The organism is Kyrpidia tusciae DSM 2912, from assembly GCF_000092905.1.
Taxonomy (GTDB): domain Bacteria; phylum Bacillota; class Bacilli; order Kyrpidiales; family Kyrpidiaceae; genus Kyrpidia; species Kyrpidia tusciae.
Map to the genome: position 1 here is coordinate 1,573,512 of NC_014098.1, position 20,337 is coordinate 1,593,848.

The following is a 20,337-nucleotide window of genomic DNA, read 5'->3' on the forward strand; positions in this document are numbered from 1 at the left end:
ACCGGTTTCCAGTGGTACAGTAAATATTTTTGTTCATTCCTGTATATAAAAACAATTATATACGATTACTTCTATTCCAGCAGCCGGCCCGATGGTCCTCGTGCATACGATCGGGATCATTAGCCCCACGTTAAAAGCACAGTCTGTCGTTAGAAGGAGGGGAAAGTCTTGAAAAAACGTTTTCTCCCGATCATCAGAATGTTGGTTGCCTTTCTTGTCATGACGGGAGTTTCCCGGTGGGCTGTTGATCTCCCGATACTTGCCATGGCAGCTTCAAGTCGTGTTGCCAGTTCATCGGAGTGGACCCGGGAGGACCTGGAACGTGAGGCGGCCAAGCTCGCAAGACCCCCTCAAAATGCCCGCATCGATCGGGTATGGAAAGCGATCCCCGATCTCAACGGCATCGAGGTGGATGTGGAAGAGACGTGGAAGCGGGTGCAGTCCGGGGTTCGGGGGGCCGGGGGAGGAATTCCGTGGGTCATTCGTCAAGTTCCCGCCGAAGTCAGGCTCAAAGACCTTCCTCCGGCGCCGATCTACCGTGGAAATGGCTCAAAAAAGCAGATGGCTCTCATGGTCAATGTTTCCTGGGGCGAAGAACATGTCCCCGACCTGCTTCAGGTGCTCGATCGGCACCGGGTGAAAGCCACCTTCTTTTTGGATGGCAAATGGGCGGCCGAACACAAGGATTTGGCTTCCGCCATTGCCAAAGCCGGCCATGAAATCGGAACCCACGGCTGGGGCCACCCGGATCTAAGGGGAAAATCTGTGGGACAGATCAGGCAGAATTTGGAGCGGAGCCGGAGGGTGATCGAGGAGGCGTCGGGCGTCCGTCCTGCCTTTTTTGCACCACCAGCCGGTTGGTACGACGATCGGGTCGTGAAGCAGGCCTGGGGCATGGGAATGTACACGATTATGTGGACTTTGGACACGGTAGACTGGAAAAGGCCCCCGGTTCATCTGATGGTTCGGCGGATCGTGGGGCATGCCGAACCCGGGGCCCTGGTGTTGATGCATCCCACGCCGGGAACCCCGGCGGCCCTTGAGGGTATCATCCAAGGCCTTCGGGGCAAAGGATATGATCTTGTCACAGTGTCAAACCTCCTCTCACCGCAGCGGCCGCTTTAGCGTACTGGAGGGATAACAGGGCGCCCGGGGCCGGATGTCCTCGTGGCCCCCTTGCAGACAGCCTGCCCACCCGCCACGTTGTGGTAGGTTCCGGATTCTGTTATAGTAGACGTGAATTGCGACGGCGCTCTGGGAAGCGCCGGTTCTGCGTTAAGGGTAGCGTGGACGAGGAGGATGAACTTGATCGACCGGCAGCAGCTCTCCAACGGATTGACGGTGGTCGTGGAAGAGATTCCCGGCATCCGTTCTATTTCTGTGGGGATTTGGGTCGGGACGGGGTCCCGACATGAAACCCCCGAGATCAACGGGATCTCACACCTTATCGAACATATGTTGTTTAAGGGGACGGAGACAAGATCCGCCAAGGAATTGGCGGAAGTGTTCGATCACGTGGGGGGACAGGTGAACGCTTTTACCGCTAAAGAGTACACCTGTTTTTACGCCAAGGTCCTGGACCTTCATTTCAGGCGGGCCATGGAGACTTTGGCAGATATGTTTTTCCACTCCCGATTTGCCCCCGAGGAATTGGCGAAAGAACGCAAGGTGATCGTCGAAGAAATCCGCATGTACGAGGATACGCCGGACGAACTGGTTCACGATCTCCTGGCCTCGGTAGTATGGGGCGATCACCCGCTGGGGTTCAACATACTGGGAACCGAACAGACATTGCAAACCTTCGAGCGACAAAACCTGGTGGATTATCTGTCCCAGCGATACGTCGAGACCAACACGGTCATCACCGTGGCCGGTCACGTGCGGACCGACGAGGTGATGGCTATTGTTGAGGAGCTGTTCGGGGGCCCGTGGAATCGCCGGGCCGAACGAGTAATCACCGAGCCGCCGACTTTTACGCCCGAGCGGGGCACCCGGGTGAAACAGACCGAACAGGAACACTTCTGTTTGGCCGTACCCGGTCTGCCGGTGGACCACGAGGATTTGCACGCTATGATCTTATTGAACAACACCCTGGGCGGGACGATGAGCTCCCGGTTGTTTCAGTCGATTCGCGAGGAAAAGGGCATGGCTTATTCGATTTATTCCTACCACACGGCGTACCGGGATACGGGGCTCTTGGGAATTTATGCCGGAATGGCGCCCGAATATACCGGGGAGGTCGTTCGGGAAGTACGCCGGATTTTTGAAGACGTCGCCGAATCCGGGATCACGGAGGGAGAACTGGAGCGCGGTAAGGAACAAGTAAAAGGAAGCCTCATGCTCAGCCTGGAGAGTACCACCAGTCGGATGACCCGATTGGGCAAGAATGAACTGCTTCTCGGACGGCACTACACCCTGGACGAGACCCTGGAGCGAATCGATGCAGTGACGTTGGAGGATGTCCGACGGGTGGCGCAATGCTTGCGAAATGTTCCGGCCGTGGCGGCGGTGGGCCCGGTGCCCGGAGAGGAATTGGAAAGGTTGTTCGATTGAGGTGTCTGTTGAGGTGTCTAGGGAAAGAAGCGAGGTGCGGACGGTGCAACTCAAGGTGAAGCGGCTGGAGAAGTCGGGGGTGCCTCCGATGCCCGTGGCGTACCAGACCGAGGGCTCTGCGGGCCTCGATCTGGCTGCGGCCATCTCTGAACCCCTAGAAATCAACCCCGGGGAGGTGATTCTCATTCCCACCGGCATCGCCGTGGAACTGCCGGGGCCGGAGTTTGTCGGCCTGGTGTTTGCCCGCAGCGGTCTCTCGACCCGGGAGCAGTTGGGACTGGCCAATGGGGTTGGCGTTATTGACAGTGACTATCGGGGTGAGATCCACGCGCCTTTGTATAACTTTGGAAAACAGCCGCGTCGGATCGAACCGGGCCAGCGCGTGGCCCAATTGGTGGTCATGCCGATCTGTCGGGTGGAAGTGGCCTACGTGACTCAACTCGGGGAGTCCCGGCGGGGAGAAGGCGGGTTCGGGTCGACGGGGCGCCTGATTGAGCCGGAGGGGAATGTTCGGTGACGACGCTCCTCATCGATATGGATTCGGTGATTGTCGATTTGATGTCCGCTTGGTGTCGCCGGTATAACGCCGACTGGGCCGATAACCTGACCCCGGACGACATTTTGACCTGGGAATGGGAAAAATACGTAAAACCCGAGTGCGGGCGTAAAATTTATCAATATCTCAACGAACCCGGGATGTTTTTGCATCTCGATCCCCTGCCCCACGCCGTTGACGTATTGGAACGCCTGTCAAAACGGTATGAGGTGCTCATCGTGACCAGCGCCCGGCGCAGTGCCATGGCAGAAAAGGACGCGTGGGTGACCCAACATCTTCCGTTTATTGGGCGGAAAAATCTGATTTTTGCCCACCGGAAAGACCGAGTATGTGGAGACCTGCTGTTCGACGATGCCCCACACAACCTTGAGGCATTCCTGCGGTCGGGCAGGAGGGCGGTGGCAATGGATTACGCGTATAATCGCCACGTCCCCTGTCTCCGGGTCAAGGGCTGGTTGGAATTCGAGGAGCTGGTGTACCGGTTGTTTCCCGAATCGGGAGGTGAAGGAGGAGGCGAGAGTGTCGGAGCGACAGAAGGTGGACCTTGCCGTGGTGGGTGCCGGTCCAGCCGGCATCAGCGCGGGGATTTGGGCGAGGCGAGTGGGGCTTACGGCCGTCGTGATCGAGGCCGCTGAACCCGGGGGACAATTGCGAGGAGTGCGCGGCCCCATTCCAGATTACCCGGGATGGGGCGAGGTCCAGGGTCCGGAACTGGCCCGCGCCCTGGTGGATCACCTCGTGCGCTCGGGGACACCTCTGGTCGATTCGGCGGGACCCGTTCGAGTGGATACCGCCGGGCGTCGGGTTCACACGGCGGCCGGCGTGTGGGAAGCTGAGGCCATCGTATTGGCCACTGGCGCCCGGCCTCGGCGTCTGGGGATTCCCGGGGAAGCGGAAATGGAAAGGCGGGGGGAAGTGTGGTCCGCTTCCCGGGATGCCGGCAGGTTTCGCCATCTGCCGGTGGTGGTCATCGGAGGAGGTGACCGGGCGTTGGAAGGGGCGTGGCTCTTGGCCGAGGCGGGGGCACAGGTGACCATCGTGCATCGGAGGACGTCCTTTCGGGCCCGCCGGCAATGGTGGGAGCGCGTGTTTCGGCATCCCGGCATCACCGTTATGGCCCCGGCCTGGGCGGTGGCCATCCAAGGGAGCGACCAGACCCAAAGCGTCAGGATTCGGCTCGGAGGCGCGGGAGAGATCGAGGTCCCTGCTGCGGGAGTTTTTGTTCGGATCGGCACTGAGCCGAATCTCGAGGGGATCCACGATCTTCCTCGCCTGGATTCTTACGGCGTAGTGGCGGTGGATCGGTGGGGGAGGACTTCCCTTCCCGGCATCTATGCGGCGGGGGATGTGTGTACCCCGGCTCCTTATACGGGTGTTGCTTCGGCGGTGGCCGACGGCATGCGGGCGGTGAAGGCGGCGGTTCAGGACATGGAGGGAGCCAATCCATTCAAAGGTTGACGGAGCGCGTTTTTAGGTACCGGGGCGCTCCGTTCTGTTTTTGCGCGACCCTGCATATGGGCTAGGCAGGAGGGGATGAGGGTGCGCTGGAGTGAGGTTGTGGGGCGGAAAATTATTGACACGGCAGATGGACGGTGTCTCGGCGACCTTGCGGATGTCGATCTCATATTGGATGACGACGGGCGGATCCTCGCTTTGCGCATCCGGGTCCAGGGTCGGTGGGGACGGAAGCGTAGTTATGTGGACATTCCGTGGCAGGCTGTACAACACATCGGGGCGGACGTGTGCCTTCTGGATCGTCGGAGGATTCGGTCGGGGGAACATCGGGACTTCGGCCCACCCCTCAACAATTCGACAATGGACGAAAACCACGGCGGTTTCACGGGTGCCCAGCGGGATGCATAGGATACTCCCGGGGACGACGGCCGGGAGGCGGATCGCGAACCTTCAAATCTTGCAATTCTGCGCCGATCGCGTAAAATGTGGTGAAAGGAGTCTGCCCGGATGTTGACGGGGAAGAAAGTTGCCTTTGTCGGCGGCGACGCCCGTATCCTTGAGGTGATCCGACATCTCATCGAGCTGGATGCCGGGGCTGTACTGATGGGGTTCGACCGATTGGAAGCAGGGATTCCCGGTGCGGAGAAGGTGGGCCTCACCGTCGAAGCATTGGCGGATGTGGACGCCTTGGTGTTGCCCCTGGCCGGTCTCGACGAGGAGGGGTATGCGGACTCTGCGTACAGCGCGGGGCGGATTCGCCTCCAGGATGAACACTTTTCGGCGCTGCCGAGTTATTGCCAAGTGTTTTCCGGCATCGCGGGTCCTTATCTCGAACAGATCTGCCGTCGACACGGACTTCGTTTGGTGAAGTTGATGGATCTGGACGAGGTGGCGATTCTGAACTCCATTCCCACGGCGGAAGGCGCCATACAGATGGCCATGGAGAACACCGATATCACCATTCACGGGTCCCGATCCATGGTTTTGGGATTCGGCCGGTGCGGAATGACCCTGGCCAGGATCTTGGCGGCCATGGGCGCAAAAGTGAAGGCGGGGGCGCGCAAACCTGCTGACCTCGCCCGCATCCGGGAGATGGGGCTGACAGCCTTTCCCATGAAAGATCTGGGGGACCAGGTTGGAGACGCCGAGATCATTTTCAACACGATCCCGGCCCCGGTGCTGACAGCGGACATTCTTGCCCGGGTGCCGCGGAATTGCCTGATCATTGACATCGCCTCGAAACCCGGGGGCACCGATTTTCGTTATGCCCAGCGTCGAGGCATTCGAGCCCTGCTCGCGCCGAGCCTTCCCGGCATCGTCGCCCCAAAGACGGCCGGCCAGATCTTAGCGGGAACGCTGTCCCGGTACATCTGGGAATCCGGCTGATGGGGGTATCGAGCGTGGAACTCGAAGGGAAAACGGTCGGTTTTGCCATCACCGGCTCCCACTGCACGTATGATGCCGTCTTTCTCGAGCTCGTTCATTTTGTGGAGAAAGGGTGCCGGGTGGTCCCGATTGTGTCTGGCACCGTTTCTTCTACAGACACTCGATTCTGGGAGGCGTCGTCCTGGCTGGCCAAGATCGAGGAGACAACGGGAACGAAAGTGATCGATCGCATTGTGGACGCGGAGCCCCTCGGACCTTCCACAGCCCTGGACGTTCTGGTGATCGCCCCGTGCACGGGGAACACGTTGAGCCGCCTTGCCAATGCCATCACCGATTCCCCGGTACTCATGGCGGCGAAGGCCACATTGCGCAATGATCGGCCTGTGGTGGTGGCGATCTCGACGAACGATGGATTGGGGCTGAACATGGTCAACCTGGCCCGGTTGATGACGACGAAAAACATCTTTTTTGTTCCCTTTGGGCAGGACGATCCCGACCGGAAGATCAATTCGCTGGTGGCGAGAATGGACTTGCTGGTTCCCACCGTGGAGGCGGCCTTGGAAAAACGGCAGTTACAGCCTGTACTCATAGAACGATTCCGTTATCATTAAAGGAGTTGTCGAAAGATGACCGAGGAACTCACCGTGGCCGTCGTCGGCGCAACCGGCGCCGTGGGGCGGAAGATGATCGAAACGCTGGAAACCCGACGTTTCCCCGTTAAAACCCTGGTGCCCATGGCCTCATCGCGTTCGGCGGGAAAGTCGGTGACGTTTCGAGGAGAGAACGTGACCGTCTTGGAAGCCCAGCCCGAGGCCTTCAAAGGGGTGGATATCGCTTTGTTCAGCGCTGGGGCCAAAACGAGTCGCGCCTTGTCTCCCGAGGCGGCCCGGCGGGGAGCCGTCGTCATCGACAACTCCAGTGCTTTTCGCATGGATCCCGAAGTTCCCCTCGTGGTACCCGAAGTGAACGGCCGGGCGGCCCTTGGGCACCGTGGGATCATCGCCAATCCAAACTGCTCCACAATCCAGATGGTGGTGGCCCTTAAACCCATTTATGACCGCTTTGGAATCGAACGGATCATCGTTTCCACGTACCAAGCGGTATCCGGGGCCGGAGCCCGGGCGGTGGAGGAATTGATGACCCTAACCCGGTCGCAGCTATCCGGCGAGAAGCGCCCGGCGGAGATTCTCCCGGTGTCGAGCCTGCCCGTGCACCACTCCATCGCTTTCAACGTCCTTCCCCAGATCGACGTGTTCGAGGACAACGGCTTTACCAAAGAAGAGATGAAGATGGTCAATGAAACCCGTAAAATCTTGGATGACCCCGAGATCCTCGTCAGCCCGACCTGTGTCCGGGTTCCGGTTGTAACCGGGCACTCTGAAGCCGTCTACGTGGAGACCGAGGAGCCCTTCGAGCTCGAAGATATCTACGGGGTTTTGGAGCATGCACCGGGGGTCGTGGTGCTCGATGACCCCGCTTCTCAAAAATACCCGATGCCCGCCGACACCGAGGGGCGGCCCGAAGTGTTTGTGGGACGCATTCGCAAAGATCTCGGGCATCCCCGGGGCCTGAATCTCTGGGTGGTATCCGATAACCTGCTCAAGGGAGCTGCTTACAACGCCGTGCAGATTGCGGAACTGCTCGTGGAACAGGGAGGTCTGCGTTGATGCGGATCCTGGTCCAGAAGTTCGGCGGCACCTCCCTGGCCGGGGATGAGCCGAGACAGTGGGCGGTTCACCACGTCGAGAAAGCCCTCGCCCAAGAGTTCCGGGTGGTGGTGGTGGTATCGGCCATGGGGCGACAAGGGGCTCCTTACGCGACGGATACGTTGCTCGGACTCATTCCTCCCGGGGCGAGTACGCCCCGGGAAACGGACCTCCTGCTTTCTTGCGGGGAGATTATTTCTGCGGTGAGTTTTGCGGCTCTCCTCAGGACTCATAAGATTCGGGCCACGGCCCTGACCGGAGGCCAGGCGGGAATTGTCACCGAAAGTGAATTTGGTGCAGCTCCCATCCTCGAAGTAAAGCCGGGCCGAATTATACGGGAATTAGAACAGGGACACGTCGTGGTGGTGGCCGGCTTTCAGGGGCGAACCGCTGATGGGGAAATCACCACTCTGGGCCGGGGGGGCAGCGATACCACCGCCGCGGCCCTGGGGGTGGCTTTGGATGCTGAACGCGTGGATATTTTTACGGATGTGGAGGGGATCATGACGGCCGACCCGCGCATCGTCCGGGATGCCCGGCGACTCCCCCAGGCCACGTACACGGAGATTTGTAATCTCGCCTATCAAGGGGCCAAAGTGATTCACCCCCGGGCCGTGGAGATTGCGATGAGGAAGAATATCCCAGTGCGTGTCCGGGCGACCATGAGCGATGACGAGGGGACCCTGGTCACCAATGTTGAAGACGACGGAAGGCTGGAGGGGCGAGACCCCGGCGACCGATTGGTGACCGGCATCACACAAACTTCCCGGATCGTGCAAATTAAGATTGCCCAGCCCTCCGGGGCGCCTCCGGTTCATCGCGCGGTGTTTCAGGCGATGGCCGACGCCGGCATCAGTGTGGATTTCATCAACGTCGGACCGGGGGGCGTGGCGTTCACCGTTTCCGAGGCGGAGGCGGGGCGTGCGGAGAAGATTCTTCGGAACTTGGGCGTCGAGGTGGAGATCGTTCCGGACTGTGCCAAGGTATCGGTGGTAGGGGCGGGCATCGCCGGGGTTCCCGGCGTGATGGCCCGCATCGTCGGAGCTCTGGCGGAAGAAGGCGTTGAAATCTTACAGTCGGCCGACAGCCACACCACGATCTGGTGCCTGGTGCGGGAGGGAGATATGAATCGGGCAGTCTGCGCGCTGCACCGCCGCTTCGGCTTGGACGGCATCCTGCGGTAAAGAAACACGATGAACGGATGGGGGAAGAAAAGGTGGATTTTGGTCGCTTATTGACGGCGATGGCGACGCCGTTTACTGAAGATGGACAGTTGGATCTTCCAGCGGTGGACCGGTTGGTGGACCGCTTAATTGAGACCGGGACGACGGGAATTGTTGTGGCGGGGACGACGGGGGAATCTCCGACCTTGTCCCACGAGGAAAAGTTACAGCTCTTTGAACGGGTCCTCGGCCGGGCAAAGGGCAGGGCGGCGGTGATCGCCGGGACCGGCAGCAATGACACCCGGGCGACGGTGGCGTTGACCCGGGAGGCGGAGGCCCTCGGAGTCGATGGCATCATGTTGGTGTGCCCGTATTATAACAAGCCTTCCCAGGAGGGGCTGTATCAGCATTTTCGGGCGGCGGCCGAAGCCACCCACCTTCCGGTGATGGTGTACAACGTCCCGGGCCGCACCGGGGTCAACTTGTCCGCGGCAACGACCCTGCGCCTTGCGGAAGTGGACAACATTGTATGCGTGAAAGAAGCCGGCGGTGACCTGGGGCAGATCGCGGAGATCGTGGAACGAGCACCGGACGGGTTTCGTCTGTACAGCGGGGACGACAAGCTGTTTCTTCCCACCCTGGCCGTGGGCGGATACGGTGTCGTCAGCGTGGCGTCCCACTTGGTCGGGCGGGAGATGACCCGGATGATTCAAGCGTTTCTCTCAGGACAAGTCGCCGAAGCGGCATCTTGGCACCGGCGGCTGTTGCCGCTGTTTGAAGGGCTTTTTTGGACGTCGAGCCCCGTATTGTTAAAAACGGGGTTGGCGATGGTCGGACACCCGGTGGGGCCGGTGCGTTTGCCGCTGGTGGAGGCACCCCAGAACATGGTGGAAGATTTCCGTCGGATTCTCGAGGAACTGAGGTTAGTCTGAGACGCTGCGGGATTTTCATAATGCGCTGCAGCCATGAAGCATTCAAATCGCCGGGGGAACCCCGGTTCGTCGTTCAGGGAGAGAACGGTTGTGGCCGGCCCCTCGGTCATGTATAATGGTCGTGACGGTCTTGGTGCGGCTTTTTTGCGTTTCGTGGTACGCGAAGGAGCGGGAATTATTCGGAGGTGCAGGATTGAGCAAGTCCAATCACAAACTGTCGATCATTCCCCTGGGAGGTCTTGGTGAGATCGGGAAAAACATGACGGCCTACCAGTATGGGAATGATATTGTGGTGGTGGACGCGGGTTTGAAGTTCCCCGAGGAGGACATGCTGGGGATCGACGTGGTCATCCCGGACGTCACGTATCTGGTGGAGAACAAGAACCGGGTGCGGGGAATCGTTTTGACCCACGGTCACGAAGACCACATCGGGGGGTTGCCGTACGTTTTAAAGCATATTAACGTACCCGTGTATGGCACCCGTCTGACTTTGGGGTTGGTGGAGGCGAAACTTCGGGAGCACAACCTTTTGGATGTCACGAAGCTCGTGACGGTCACCAACCGCAGTCAGATCAAACTCGGACAGTTCTTAGTCTCTTTTTTTCACACGAACCACAGCATCCCGGATACTGTGGGGATCGCGCTGGAGTGTCCGGAAGGAATCTGTGTACACACCGGGGATTTTAAGTTCGATTTTACGCCGGTGGACGGGCGAATGGCGGACTATCACAAGTTGGCAGAACTCGGCGAGCGAGGAGTGCTCTGCCTGCTGTCCGACAGTACGAACGCCGAACGGCCGGGTTACACGATGTCCGAACGGGTGGTCGGCCAGACCATTGATGACGTATTCCGGCAAGCGGAGAAAAGGATCATTTTAGCGACTTTTGCGTCGAATATTCACCGCATCCAGCAGGTGATCGACGCCGCCGAACGGTATGGCCGCAAAGTCAGCGTGGTCGGGCGGAGCATGGTCAACAATATCAATATCGCTGTAGAACTCGGGTATCTGCGGGTGAACAAGGGAACCATGGTCGACCCGGACGACATCGCAAAACTTCCCGCTCACAAGGTCGTCATTCTGTCGACGGGCAGCCAAGGTGAACCCATGTCCGCACTTACGCGCATGGCCAGGGCCACGCATCGGAAAGTGGAGATCGTCCCCGGGGACACGGTGATTGTGGCGGCTTCCCCGATTCCGGGGAACGAGAAAGACATCGCCCGCACCATCGACCAACTGTTTCGTATCGGCGCCAACGTCATTTATCAGCAGGTCTCGGGGGTTCACGTGTCCGGCCACGGCAGCCAGGAGGAATTGAAACTGATGCTGAACCTGGTGCGGCCCAAGTATTTTATTCCTGTACACGGCGAGTTTCGCATGTTGAAGATTCATTCGGAGCTCGCCCAGGCCACCGGGGTGCCCGAAGACCGGATTTTCATTCTGGATAACGGAGATGTGATGGAATTCCAGGGCGGCGAGGCGCGTCAGGCCGGAAAGGTCACCGCGGGGGCCGTCCTGATCGACGGGCTCGGCGTCGGGGACGTGGGCAACATTGTGCTCCGGGATCGGAAACTGCTCAGTCAGGACGGCATCCTGGTGGTGGTGGTGACGATGTCCAAGCAGGATGGAACCATCCTGTCGGGCCCGGACATTATTTCGAGAGGGTTTGTGTATGTGCGGGAGTCAGAAGCACTCCTGGAAGAGGCCAATCGGATCGTGACGGTGACTTTGAAGAAATTGGTCGCTGAAAATGTCAGCGAGTGGTCGTCGATCAAAACGGGGGTCCGGGATGCTTTGGGTCGCTTCTTATACGAGCAGACCCGACGCCGCCCGATGATTCTCCCCATCATCATGGAAGTGTGAAAAGCATATGGATGCTAAGTAAAGCAAAAGGCTCCGGGGTTCCCCGGGGCTTTTTGTTTACCAGTCCGCGACAACTGGATTTGTCGGTTTTCCTCCACTCCTCTATAGGAACGGGAAAAATAAGATTTGACAAGATATATGATTTCGTATATCATTCGATACGAAGCCAGGTTATCAAAAAGGGGAGTGGAACGATGGGGATCCGAACAGGGCAACAGTACTTGGACGATTTGGATCGGAACCCGCGGGAGATCTGGATCGACGGGGAAAAGATCACTGAAGGGATCACCAAGCACCCGGCGTTTCGGAACATCGCCAGAAGTGTCGCCCATTTGTACGATATGCAGAATGATCCGGCTTTGATCGATGAGATGACGTACATCTCCCCGAAAAGCGGAGAGCGGGTGGGCACGTCGTTTCTCCAACCGAAGACGGTGGAGGATCTGATCAAACGGCGCACGATGATGAAACATTGGGCGGACTATTCCGGAGGCATGATGGGGCGGTCCCCGGATTACCTCAACAGCGACCTCATGGCTTTGGCCGCCGCGTCAGACTTTTTCGCCGAAAACGATCCGCGGTTTGGGGAAAATATCCGGGCTTATTACGAGTATGTCCGGGAGAATGATCTGTGCACGACTCATACGTTGATTCATCCCCAGGTGAACCGGGCAGCGGGGGCCGCCGGCCAGCCGGATCCCTACGTGGCCGCCCGGGTCGTGGACAAAACGAAAGACGGGATCATTGTCCGGGGGGCGCGGATGCTGGCTACCCTGCCCTTGGCGGATGAACTTTTGGTCTTCCCATCCACAGTGGTGCGGTCCACCGAGGAAGACCGGCCCTACGCTTACGCTTTTGCGGTACCTCTCAGCACGCCGGGGCTGCGGTTCCTGTGCCGGGAAACCTTCGATTACGGAAAACCGGCTTTTGACCATCCCCTTGGAGCCCGTTTCGAAGAAATGGATGCCGTCGTGGTTTTCGACGATGTGTTGGTGCCCTGGGACCGCGTGTTCCTGTTGGACAGCCCGGAGCTTGCAAACCGGATGTACATGGAGACCAACGCTGTGGTCCACATGACGTACCAGGTGATGGTGAAAGACATCGCCAAAGCCGAATTTATCCTCGGCGTCGCCAGTCTGATGACCGACATGATCGGAATCGGACAATTCCAACACGTTCAGGAGAAACTTGCGAAGATCATCATGACCGTGGAGGCCATGAAAGCCTTCCAGAGGGCGAGCGAAGTGGACGCCTCGGTCGATCGCTGGGGGATTATGACTCCTGACTTCAAGCCGCTGAACGCAGCCCGCAATCTCTTCCCCCGGATCTACCCGAAACTGGTCGAGATTCTGCAGTTGCTGGGAGCTGGAGGTCTGATGGCCATTCCCACCGAAGCGGACATGAACAGTCCCATTCGCCCGGATATCGATCACTATTACCAGGGCCGCAACGCCAATGCCGACGAGCGGATTCGTTTGTTCCGGCTCGCCTGGGACATCGCCGTCAGCACCTTTGGAGGCCGGCAGGTGTTGTATGAGCGGTTCTTCTTCGGCGACCCGGTTCGCATGGCCGGCGCATTGTACCAGTGGTATGACCACGAAGACATCAAAAAGCGGGTGAGGCAGTTTTTGTATCGCAATGACGACTGACGGGAGGAGTGAACACCGTGAGGGATTTTGAAATCCTGCGGACCGCGCATGTGGAGTACCGCGTGACCGATCTCGACCGCGCCCGGGCCTTTTATGTCGAAACCCTCGGGTTTGTGGAGACGGCCTCGGATGAACGGCGGATGTATTTGCGGGGATATGAGGACCGATTTCATCATTCCCTCGTGTTGACGAAATCCCCATCCCCCGGAGTGTCACACGTGGCTTTTCGGGTTCGCTCGGACGACGAGGTGAGGGCGGCGGCGACCTTTATGGAAGGCCAAGGGCTGACTGTGCGCTGGATGGATGATGGGGAGGAACGAGGCCAGGGGTTGGCCTTTCGGGTCCAGGATCCCTTTGGATTTCCCGTTGAGTTTTTCGCCGGAATGGAAGAGGTGGAGTGGTACCTCCAGCGCTTCGATTTGCACCGGGGCGCCAATATCCTGCGCATCGATCATGTCAACTTTTTCACTCCAGAAGTTCAGCGGGCCTACGATTGGTACACCGGGGAACTTGGGTTTCAGTGTTCTGAATATACGGTGACCGATGATGACCCGCCCAGGCTGTGGGGAAGCTGGTTGAGGCGCAAGGCAACCTCTCACGATCTGGCGATCTCCATGGGCACGGGACCTCAGATCCATCACGCCTCTTTTGTCGTGGACGGTCGGGAGCACATCCTCCGCATCGCCGATGTTCTCGCTGCAAAAGGGTATTACACAAATATCGAGCGAGGACCGGGTCGGCATGGAACCACCAATGCGTTTTTCCTGTATCTCCGGGACCCGGATGGGAATCGCATCGAGCTGTTCACCGGGGATTATTTGATCGCCGATCCGGATTGGCGTCCAGTTCAGTGGAAGATCAGCGATCCCATGCGGCAGACATTCTGGGGAGCGGCGGCCCCGAGGCGATGGTTCAATGAGGCGATGGCGGTGGAATCGGTGCTGACCGGAGAGTTGTTGCCCGTGACGGCTCCGGAGACGATGGTGCTTCCTCCCCACATCGCGGATGATTGAATCGACGTGATTTTTCATTGACGATCCTATATTTTATCCTATATAATTTGAGACATGAAACAGGGACTTGAAACGGGCGTCAACAAGCAGGAAGTGGCCTATCAGACAATTCGACAGCGGATTTTGGAAGGGCGGTACGGCCCGGGGCATCGCTTCATCATCGACGAGTTGTCCCGGGAGCTCGGAGTGAGCCAGACCCCCGTCCGGGAGGCCATCCGGCGCCTGGAGGCGGAGGGCTTGGTGCAGTACCAACGGTACAGCGGAGTGCGGGTGGCGCCGATCAATCCCGAAGCCTACGTGGAGACGTTGTCCGTGCTCGCCGTACTGGAAGGATACGCCGCGTCGGCGGCAAGCCCCCATCTGACCAAAGAAGATCTGGAGCAACTTCGGAAGATGCTCTTGGAGATGGAGAGGGCCTTGGCGGGAATGGATTTTATGGAATTTGGCCGGCTGAACCGGGAATTTCACTGGGTGACCGTTCAGAGGTGCGGGAATGCCTGTCTGCTGGACAACATTCGCAATTTGAGAGCCAAGGTGGACGCCGTGCGCCGCAATATTTTCATGGTAATTCCCAGGCGGGGTGAGGAGTCCTTGGCGGAGCACCGCCGAATCTATGAGCTTCTCGCGGCGCAGGCGGCCCCCGAAGAGATCGAAACCTTTGTGCGCCGGCACAAACTGCGGACTGTGGAAGCCTTTCAGATCTGGAAAAGGGAAGGAGGTTGACCCATGTCCACGGACATCGACAGACTCAAGGGGTCGATCGTCCCTTTGGTTACGCCCTTTGATGAGGAAGGTCGCTTTGACGAGAAAACCTTTCAGAGGCTCATCGACTTTCAGATCGAATCCGGAAGTCACGGAATCTCTTGTACCGGAACCACCGGTGAACCCAGTTCTCTATCCCTGGAGGAGCGGGAATACGTGATCGAGACGGCTATTCGTCACGTGGGGGGCCGGGTGCCGGTGGTTCCCGGGACGGGAACGAACAATTACGAAGAAACCCTGAGACTCACCCGGCACGCCCAGCGACTGGGCGCCGATGCCGCCCTCGTCATTGTTCCGTATTATAACCGCCCGAGCCAGGAGGGATTGTATCGGTATTTTCGGGCGCTCGCGGACGAGGTCGACATTCCCATCATCATCTACAACATTCCGGGCCGGACGGCGACCAACATGGAGCCGAGCACCGTCGCCCGGCTCCGGAGAGAGAGCAAGAACATCATCGGGATCAAGGAATCGAACAAGAATTTTGAACAAGTGAGTTGGGTCCTTCATTTGAATGGCCGAGATTTTCTCGTCTACTCGGGGATCGAAACCCTCTGTTACCCCATGTTGTGTTTGGGGGGAGCGGGCCACGTCAGTGCCACGGCGAATCTTCTCCCCAGGGAGGTTGCGCGGCTATACGATCTCACCGCCGCCGGGCGCTGGGAAGAAGCCCGGGATTTGCATTATCAGCTTCTCGAATTGAATGACGTCCTGTTCGTGGAAACCAATCCTGGGCCTCTCAAATACGCCATGGGGTTAGCGGGGATGATTCACCCGAGGCTACGGCCGCCTCTGTGTGAACCGTCGCCGGAGAACCGAGAAAAGATTCGCACCGTACTGGCCAAGTACGGCCTGTTGGCGAAGGAACGGAGTGAATCATGAAGCGAGCGAGATTCATAGCGGACGGCCGGATCCACGATGGAGAATGGAAGGACGGCGCTTTATGGGATGAGGCGGGGCGGGATCACGACCCCGAAAGGGTGGTCTGGCTGCCCCCGGTCCAGCCGAGCAAGATTATTGGTCTCGCACTGAATTACGCGGACCATGCTGAGGAGCTTGGACTGGAGAAACCCCCGGAACCGGTGTTGTTCTTCAAACCTCCCACAAGTCTGACCGGGCACCGAACGCCGGTGGTGTATCCGAGTGGAGTGCAGTTTATGCACTACGAGGTAGAGTTGGGAGTGGTCATCGGACGTCCCGGCCGGGGAATACCGGAATCCAGAGCCCTGGATTGGGTCGGTGGTTATACCGTGGTGAATGATGTCACGGTGCGGGATTTTATCCGGGATATGTACCGCCCGCCCGTTCGGGCAAAGGGATGGGACACCTTTGGCCCGGTGGGACCGTTTCTCGTGGATCGAGAGGAGATTCCGGATCCGAACGATCTGGACCTGGCTGCCTATGTGAACGGGGAGCTGCGCCAGAGCGGCCACACATCCAAACTGATTTATTCTGTGCAAGAACTCATTGCTTACCTGAGTTCGTTCATGACGCTTCAGCCCGGGGACCTGATCCTCACCGGCACGCCTAAGGGAATCAGTCGGGTGGAGCCCGGAGACCGCATGAGATTGGAGATCCCGGGAGTTGGGACGTTGGAGAACTGGGTTGTGGCGGAGGAGATTTTACAGAGGGGGGAGCAGCGGTGACCCAGGAGACGACGATTTTGCCGATTAAGCACTACATTGGAGGCGCGTTTACCGACGGCGTTTCAGGCCGCGTGTTCCCAACCATCAATCCGGCCACCGGCGAGGTGATCACCGAAGTGGCCGAAGGGCTGGCCGAGGATGTGGACCGGGCGGTGGCCGCCGCTCGCCGGGCCTTCGATGAAGGCCCCTGGCCGCGGCTCAAGGCGGCGGAACGGGCCCGGTTTCTCCGGGCGATCGCCGAGGGATTGCGCCGGCGCAGCGCCGAAATGGCATATCTGGAGTCTCTGGACACTGGAATCCCGATCCACCAGACGAAGGGGCAGATCGAGCGGGCGGCCCAGAACTTTGACTTTTTTGCAGAAATGGCCGTTCGCATCACCGGAGAGTCATACCCCCTGGACAATCGATTCCTGAACTACACAGTTCGCCGCCCGGTGGGAGTGGCCGGGCTCATTACGCCTTGGAACACGCCGTTGATGCTGGAGACCTGGAAGATCGCCCCGTGTCTGGCGGCGGGTAACACCTGCGTTCTCAAACCCGCCGAATGGTCGCCCTTGACCGCTTTTGCCCTGGCCCAGATCATCCACGAGACGGAGCTGCCCGCCGGGGTGTTCAACGTGGTCAACGGGTTTGGAGAAACTGCGGGGGATGCCCTGGTGAAGCATCCTGGAGTTCAGCTTATCTCTTTTACCGGGGAAACGGTCACCGGACAGTTGATCATGAAAAATGGCGCCGACACACTAAAACGTTTTTCCATGGAACTCGGCGGCAAGTCCCCGGTGGTGGTCTTTGCCGACGCCGATTTTGACCGGGCGGTGGACGCGGCGATCTTCGGCCTGTTCTCTCTCAATGGAGAGCGGTGCACCGCTGGCTCCCGGGTGTTCGTCCAGCGGGATCTGTACGATCGCTTCGTGGACGCCCTGGCTTCCCGGGTGCGAAATCTTCGGGTGGGAGACCCCATGGACGACCGCACCGAAGTGGGGCCGCTGATTCACGCCGATCATTTGGAGCGGGTGATGGGGTATATCACCCTGGGGCAGGAGGAAGGGGCGAAAATGTTGGTGGGAGGGGCCAGGCATCCGGGATTCCCCCGGGGGAATTATTTGCAGCCCACTTTGTTCGTGGATGTAAGAAACGACATGAGGATCGCCCAAGAAGAGATTTTTGGCCCCGTTATGACAGTGATCCCCTTCGATTCGGAAGACGAAGCCCTCCGGATGGCGAACGATGTGAAATATGGCCTTGCGGCTTACGTATGGACAAAGGATCTGGACCGGGCGAACCGGATGGCTCTGGGCCTGGAGGCGGGAATGGTGTGGGTCAATTCCCAGAATGTCCGGGATCTGCGCACCCCCTTTGGCGGGAGCAAATTTAGCGGGATCGGCCGGGAAGGTGGCCACTACAGCTTCGAGTTTTACACCGAGTTAAAAACGATTCATGTGGCGCTGTCTGACCATCCGATCCCGAAATTTGGGCAATAGGTCGGGGCGAAGCGGGGAGCTTCCCCCGCTTCGCCCACATCCTGCGATGGGTAGGGGGAGATCGATGTGATCAAAAAATTCCGTATGATCATTCCAACTCTGGCTTTGGCTTTGGGGTTGGCGGGTTGTGGAGGCAGTCCGGCGAACTCCGGAGGCGGGCAGGGTACTTCTCCAGGGGGAGGGGCGCCTTCGGATACGGTTAAGATCGGCGCCGAGCTCTCGGTCACAGGGCCGGCCTCTTCCTTGGGACGCCCAGAACGGGACACCCTCCAGATGGTGGTGGATGAAATCAATGCCTCTGGGGGCGTCGGAGGCAAGAAACTTCAACTGATCACCTACGATGACGAGAGTAACCCGACAAAGGCCGTTCTGAATCTGAAGAAAATTCTGGACCAAGACCACGTGTCGGCCGTGATCGGTGGCACCACGAGCGCCATTAGCCTGGGTTTGATTCCCACCATCGAGCAGGCGAAAGTCCCCTTTTTCTCCCTTGCCGCTGATCAGCGCATTGCGACACCGGTCAAGCCCTGGGTGTTCAAGCTGCCCCAAGGGGATAATCTCGTGGTGGAACGGATCCTCGCTTATCTGAAGTCTCAAAACATCACCAAAGTGGGATGGCTGAGTTCCTCGGATGATTTTGGACAAGGGGGGAAGAACACTTTTGAGGCCCTGGCCCCGAAATACGGGATCCAAGGGGTTGCCTTTGAAAGTTACGTGCCCACAGATAAAGACATGATCCCGCAGTTGACCCGGATCAAAAACGCAAGCCCGCAAGCGGTGATTATCTACGGCATTCCGCCCGGGGCGTCCATTGCCACGAAAAATTTTGCCCAACTCGGCTTTAAGGTACCGCTCATCCATAGTCATGGCATTGCCAACCAGGACTTCTTGACACAAACCGGGTCGGCCTCCAATGGCGTCGTGTTCCCGGCCTCGAAACTGTTGGTGGCGAATCAGTTGCCCGACACGGACAAGCAGAAAACCGTTTTATTGAAGTATAAGGACGATTTTGAGAAGAAGTTTGGTTACCCGGCCAATGCTTTCGGAGGCCACGCCTGGGATGCCATCCAAATAGTGGCCAAAGCCGCGGGTGCTGTGGGCGGAGATCCTCAGAAAATTAGAGACTATGTCGAAAACAATACCAAGGATTTTGTCGGATGTACCGGTGTGTTCACCTTTAACCCCGCCGATCACAACGGACTCACTAAAGAAGCGTTGGCTTTGATTAAAGTGGTGGACGGCAAGTGGACACTGCTGCAGGAATAAAGGAAAGCGCGGGGAGGGATGGCCGGTGAGCGGAGCGTCATTGTTGCAACTGTTTTTCTCGGGTTTGACCATCGGCTCGATTTACGCGTTGATCGCCGTCGGGTTTGTGGTGACCTTCAGCGTGACGGGCATCCTGAACCTCGCCCAAGGGGAATTCGCCGCCGTCGGGGCGCTCACGGCGGCCTCTCTCCACATGCACGGTGCGGCCCTGTGGGTGTCGGTGTTGGCCGGGACCGCTGCGGCGGTGCTCCTGGGCATCGTCATGGAGCGAGCCGTGATCCGGCCGGCCCGGCGCATCGACCTGTTGTCGGTGGTGATCATCACCATTGGGGTGGATATTGTGATTCGGGGCGCCGCCCTGATGATCTGGGGGGCCGATCCCCTGACCCTGGCTCCTTTTACCGATCGGCCGCCTTTGCACCTGGGAGGGGCCACCCTCGATTGGCAGACCGTGTGGACTGTGGCGATCAGCGGTGTCTTCTTCGTCGCCCTGATCTGGTTCTTTCGAACGTACCAGGGAAAAGCGGTGCGGGCTGCAGTGATGAACCACACTGCCGCCAGGCTCGTCGGCATTCGCCCGTCGCGCTTGTCCTTTTACGCCTTTGCCGTCTCCGCTGGGCTCGGGGGGCTGGCGGGCACCATCGTGGCCCCCATCACCGGCGCCACCTACGACATGGGACTCATGCTCGGGCTCAAGGCCTTTGTGGCTGCGGTCATCGGTGGACTGAACAATGCGCCGGCTGCCGTATTGGGAGGACTTCTGGTAGGACTGCTGGAAGCTTTCACCGCTGGGCTGATTTCTTCCGATTACCGGGATGCGATTACGTTTATCGTCCTGCTTCTCATGCTTTTTGTGCGGCCGTCGGGATTGTTCGGCCGAACCGCGGGAAAGCGCGTATAAGGAGGGC

General features: G+C 58.9%; 20 protein-coding genes. All 20 read left to right on the forward strand.

Annotated features, from left to right (window positions below; all coding sequences use genetic code 11):
• Positions 1–168 precede the first annotated feature (168 nt).
• The 20 genes from BTUS_RS07760 to BTUS_RS07855 all read left to right on the forward strand — a co-directional run bounded on the left by BTUS_RS07760 (position 169) and on the right by BTUS_RS07855 (position 20,330).
• Positions 169–1,125 carry a polysaccharide deacetylase family protein gene (locus BTUS_RS07760; protein ID WP_013075558.1) on the forward strand — a complete coding sequence of 319 codons (957 nt, stop codon included), beginning with the start codon at positions 169–171 and terminating at the stop codon, positions 1,123–1,125.
• A 180-nt stretch (positions 1,126–1,305) separates the two neighbouring features.
• The gene (locus BTUS_RS07765) at positions 1,306–2,553 is read left to right on the forward strand and encodes a M16 family metallopeptidase (RefSeq protein ID WP_013075559.1); all 1,248 of its coding nucleotides are present in this window, start codon (positions 1,306–1,308) and stop codon (positions 2,551–2,553) included.
• A gap of 13 nt (positions 2,554–2,566) precedes the next feature.
• Positions 2,567–3,070: a dUTP diphosphatase gene (gene dut, locus BTUS_RS07770; RefSeq protein ID WP_041305349.1), complete on the forward strand. Its 504-nt coding sequence runs from the start codon at positions 2,567–2,569 to the stop codon at positions 3,068–3,070.
• The gene (locus tag BTUS_RS07775) at positions 3,067–3,744 is read left to right on the forward strand and encodes a 5' nucleotidase, NT5C type (RefSeq protein WP_083780092.1); all 678 of its coding nucleotides are present in this window, start codon (positions 3,067–3,069) and stop codon (positions 3,742–3,744) included. Before dut ends, BTUS_RS07775 begins: the two co-directional genes overlap by 4 nt.
• The gene (locus BTUS_RS07780; protein WP_169307951.1) at positions 3,629–4,567 is read left to right on the forward strand and encodes an NAD(P)/FAD-dependent oxidoreductase; all 939 of its coding nucleotides are present in this window, start codon (positions 3,629–3,631) and stop codon (positions 4,565–4,567) included. The genes BTUS_RS07775 and BTUS_RS07780 overlap by 116 nt, the downstream gene beginning before the upstream one ends.
• Positions 4,568–4,648: 81 nt before the next feature.
• Complete coding sequence (locus BTUS_RS07785; protein WP_013075562.1) at positions 4,649–4,972, forward strand: YlmC/YmxH family sporulation protein; 324 nt, start codon at positions 4,649–4,651, stop codon at positions 4,970–4,972.
• 99 nt (positions 4,973–5,071) lie between these two features.
• Complete coding sequence (gene dpsA, locus BTUS_RS07790) at positions 5,072–5,950, forward strand: dipicolinate synthase subunit DpsA (protein WP_013075563.1); 879 nt, start codon at positions 5,072–5,074, stop codon at positions 5,948–5,950.
• Complete coding sequence (locus BTUS_RS07795; RefSeq protein ID WP_013075564.1) at positions 5,950–6,561, forward strand: dipicolinate synthase subunit B; 612 nt, start codon at positions 5,950–5,952, stop codon at positions 6,559–6,561. Before dpsA ends, BTUS_RS07795 begins: the two co-directional genes overlap by 1 nt.
• 15 nt (positions 6,562–6,576) lie before the next feature.
• Positions 6,577–7,617 carry an aspartate-semialdehyde dehydrogenase gene (locus BTUS_RS07800; RefSeq protein ID WP_013075565.1) on the forward strand — a complete coding sequence of 347 codons (1,041 nt, stop codon included), beginning with the start codon at positions 6,577–6,579 and terminating at the stop codon, positions 7,615–7,617.
• Positions 7,617–8,840 carry an aspartate kinase gene (dapG, locus tag BTUS_RS07805; RefSeq protein ID WP_013075566.1) on the forward strand — a complete coding sequence of 408 codons (1,224 nt, stop codon included), beginning with the start codon at positions 7,617–7,619 and terminating at the stop codon, positions 8,838–8,840. Before BTUS_RS07800 ends, dapG begins: the two co-directional genes overlap by 1 nt.
• A gap of 17 nt (positions 8,841–8,857) precedes the next feature.
• A complete protein-coding gene (gene dapA / locus BTUS_RS07810) occupies positions 8,858–9,751 on the forward strand; it encodes a 4-hydroxy-tetrahydrodipicolinate synthase (RefSeq protein WP_041303937.1) in 894 nt (297 codons plus the stop codon).
• 193 nt (positions 9,752–9,944) lie between these two features.
• Positions 9,945–11,612 (forward strand): ribonuclease J, encoded by a 1,668-nt coding sequence (locus BTUS_RS07815; protein ID WP_013075568.1) that lies wholly within the window; start codon positions 9,945–9,947, stop codon positions 11,610–11,612.
• A gap of 194 nt (positions 11,613–11,806) precedes the next feature.
• Positions 11,807–13,261, forward strand: a complete 1,455-nt coding sequence (hpaB, locus tag BTUS_RS07820; RefSeq protein ID WP_013075569.1) for a 4-hydroxyphenylacetate 3-monooxygenase, oxygenase component — start codon at positions 11,807–11,809, stop codon at positions 13,259–13,261.
• A 17-nt stretch (positions 13,262–13,278) separates the two neighbouring features.
• Positions 13,279–14,274 (forward strand): 3,4-dihydroxyphenylacetate 2,3-dioxygenase, encoded by a 996-nt coding sequence (gene hpaD / locus BTUS_RS07825; RefSeq protein WP_013075570.1) that lies wholly within the window; start codon positions 13,279–13,281, stop codon positions 14,272–14,274.
• 54 nt (positions 14,275–14,328) lie between these two features.
• A complete protein-coding gene (locus tag BTUS_RS07830; RefSeq protein ID WP_013075571.1) occupies positions 14,329–14,997 on the forward strand; it encodes a GntR family transcriptional regulator in 669 nt (222 codons plus the stop codon).
• Between the two features lie 3 nt (positions 14,998–15,000).
• Entirely contained in the window at positions 15,001–15,918 is a 918-nt protein-coding gene (gene hpaI / locus BTUS_RS07835) for a 2,4-dihydroxyhept-2-ene-1,7-dioic acid aldolase (RefSeq protein WP_013075572.1), read from the forward strand.
• Positions 15,915–16,682 (forward strand): fumarylacetoacetate hydrolase family protein, encoded by a 768-nt coding sequence (locus BTUS_RS07840; protein WP_013075573.1) that lies wholly within the window; start codon positions 15,915–15,917, stop codon positions 16,680–16,682. Before hpaI ends, BTUS_RS07840 begins: the two co-directional genes overlap by 4 nt.
• Positions 16,679–18,163, forward strand: coding sequence for a 5-carboxymethyl-2-hydroxymuconate semialdehyde dehydrogenase (gene hpaE, locus BTUS_RS07845; protein ID WP_013075574.1), 1,485 nt, complete (start codon positions 16,679–16,681; stop codon positions 18,161–18,163). Before BTUS_RS07840 ends, hpaE begins: the two co-directional genes overlap by 4 nt.
• Positions 18,164–18,229: 66 nt before the next feature.
• Entirely contained in the window at positions 18,230–19,429 is a 1,200-nt protein-coding gene (locus BTUS_RS07850; RefSeq protein ID WP_013075575.1) for an ABC transporter substrate-binding protein, read from the forward strand.
• A 25-nt stretch (positions 19,430–19,454) separates the two neighbouring features.
• Positions 19,455–20,330 carry a branched-chain amino acid ABC transporter permease gene (locus tag BTUS_RS07855; RefSeq protein WP_013075576.1) on the forward strand — a complete coding sequence of 292 codons (876 nt, stop codon included), beginning with the start codon at positions 19,455–19,457 and terminating at the stop codon, positions 20,328–20,330.
• The last annotated feature ends 7 nt before the right edge of the window (positions 20,331–20,337 follow it).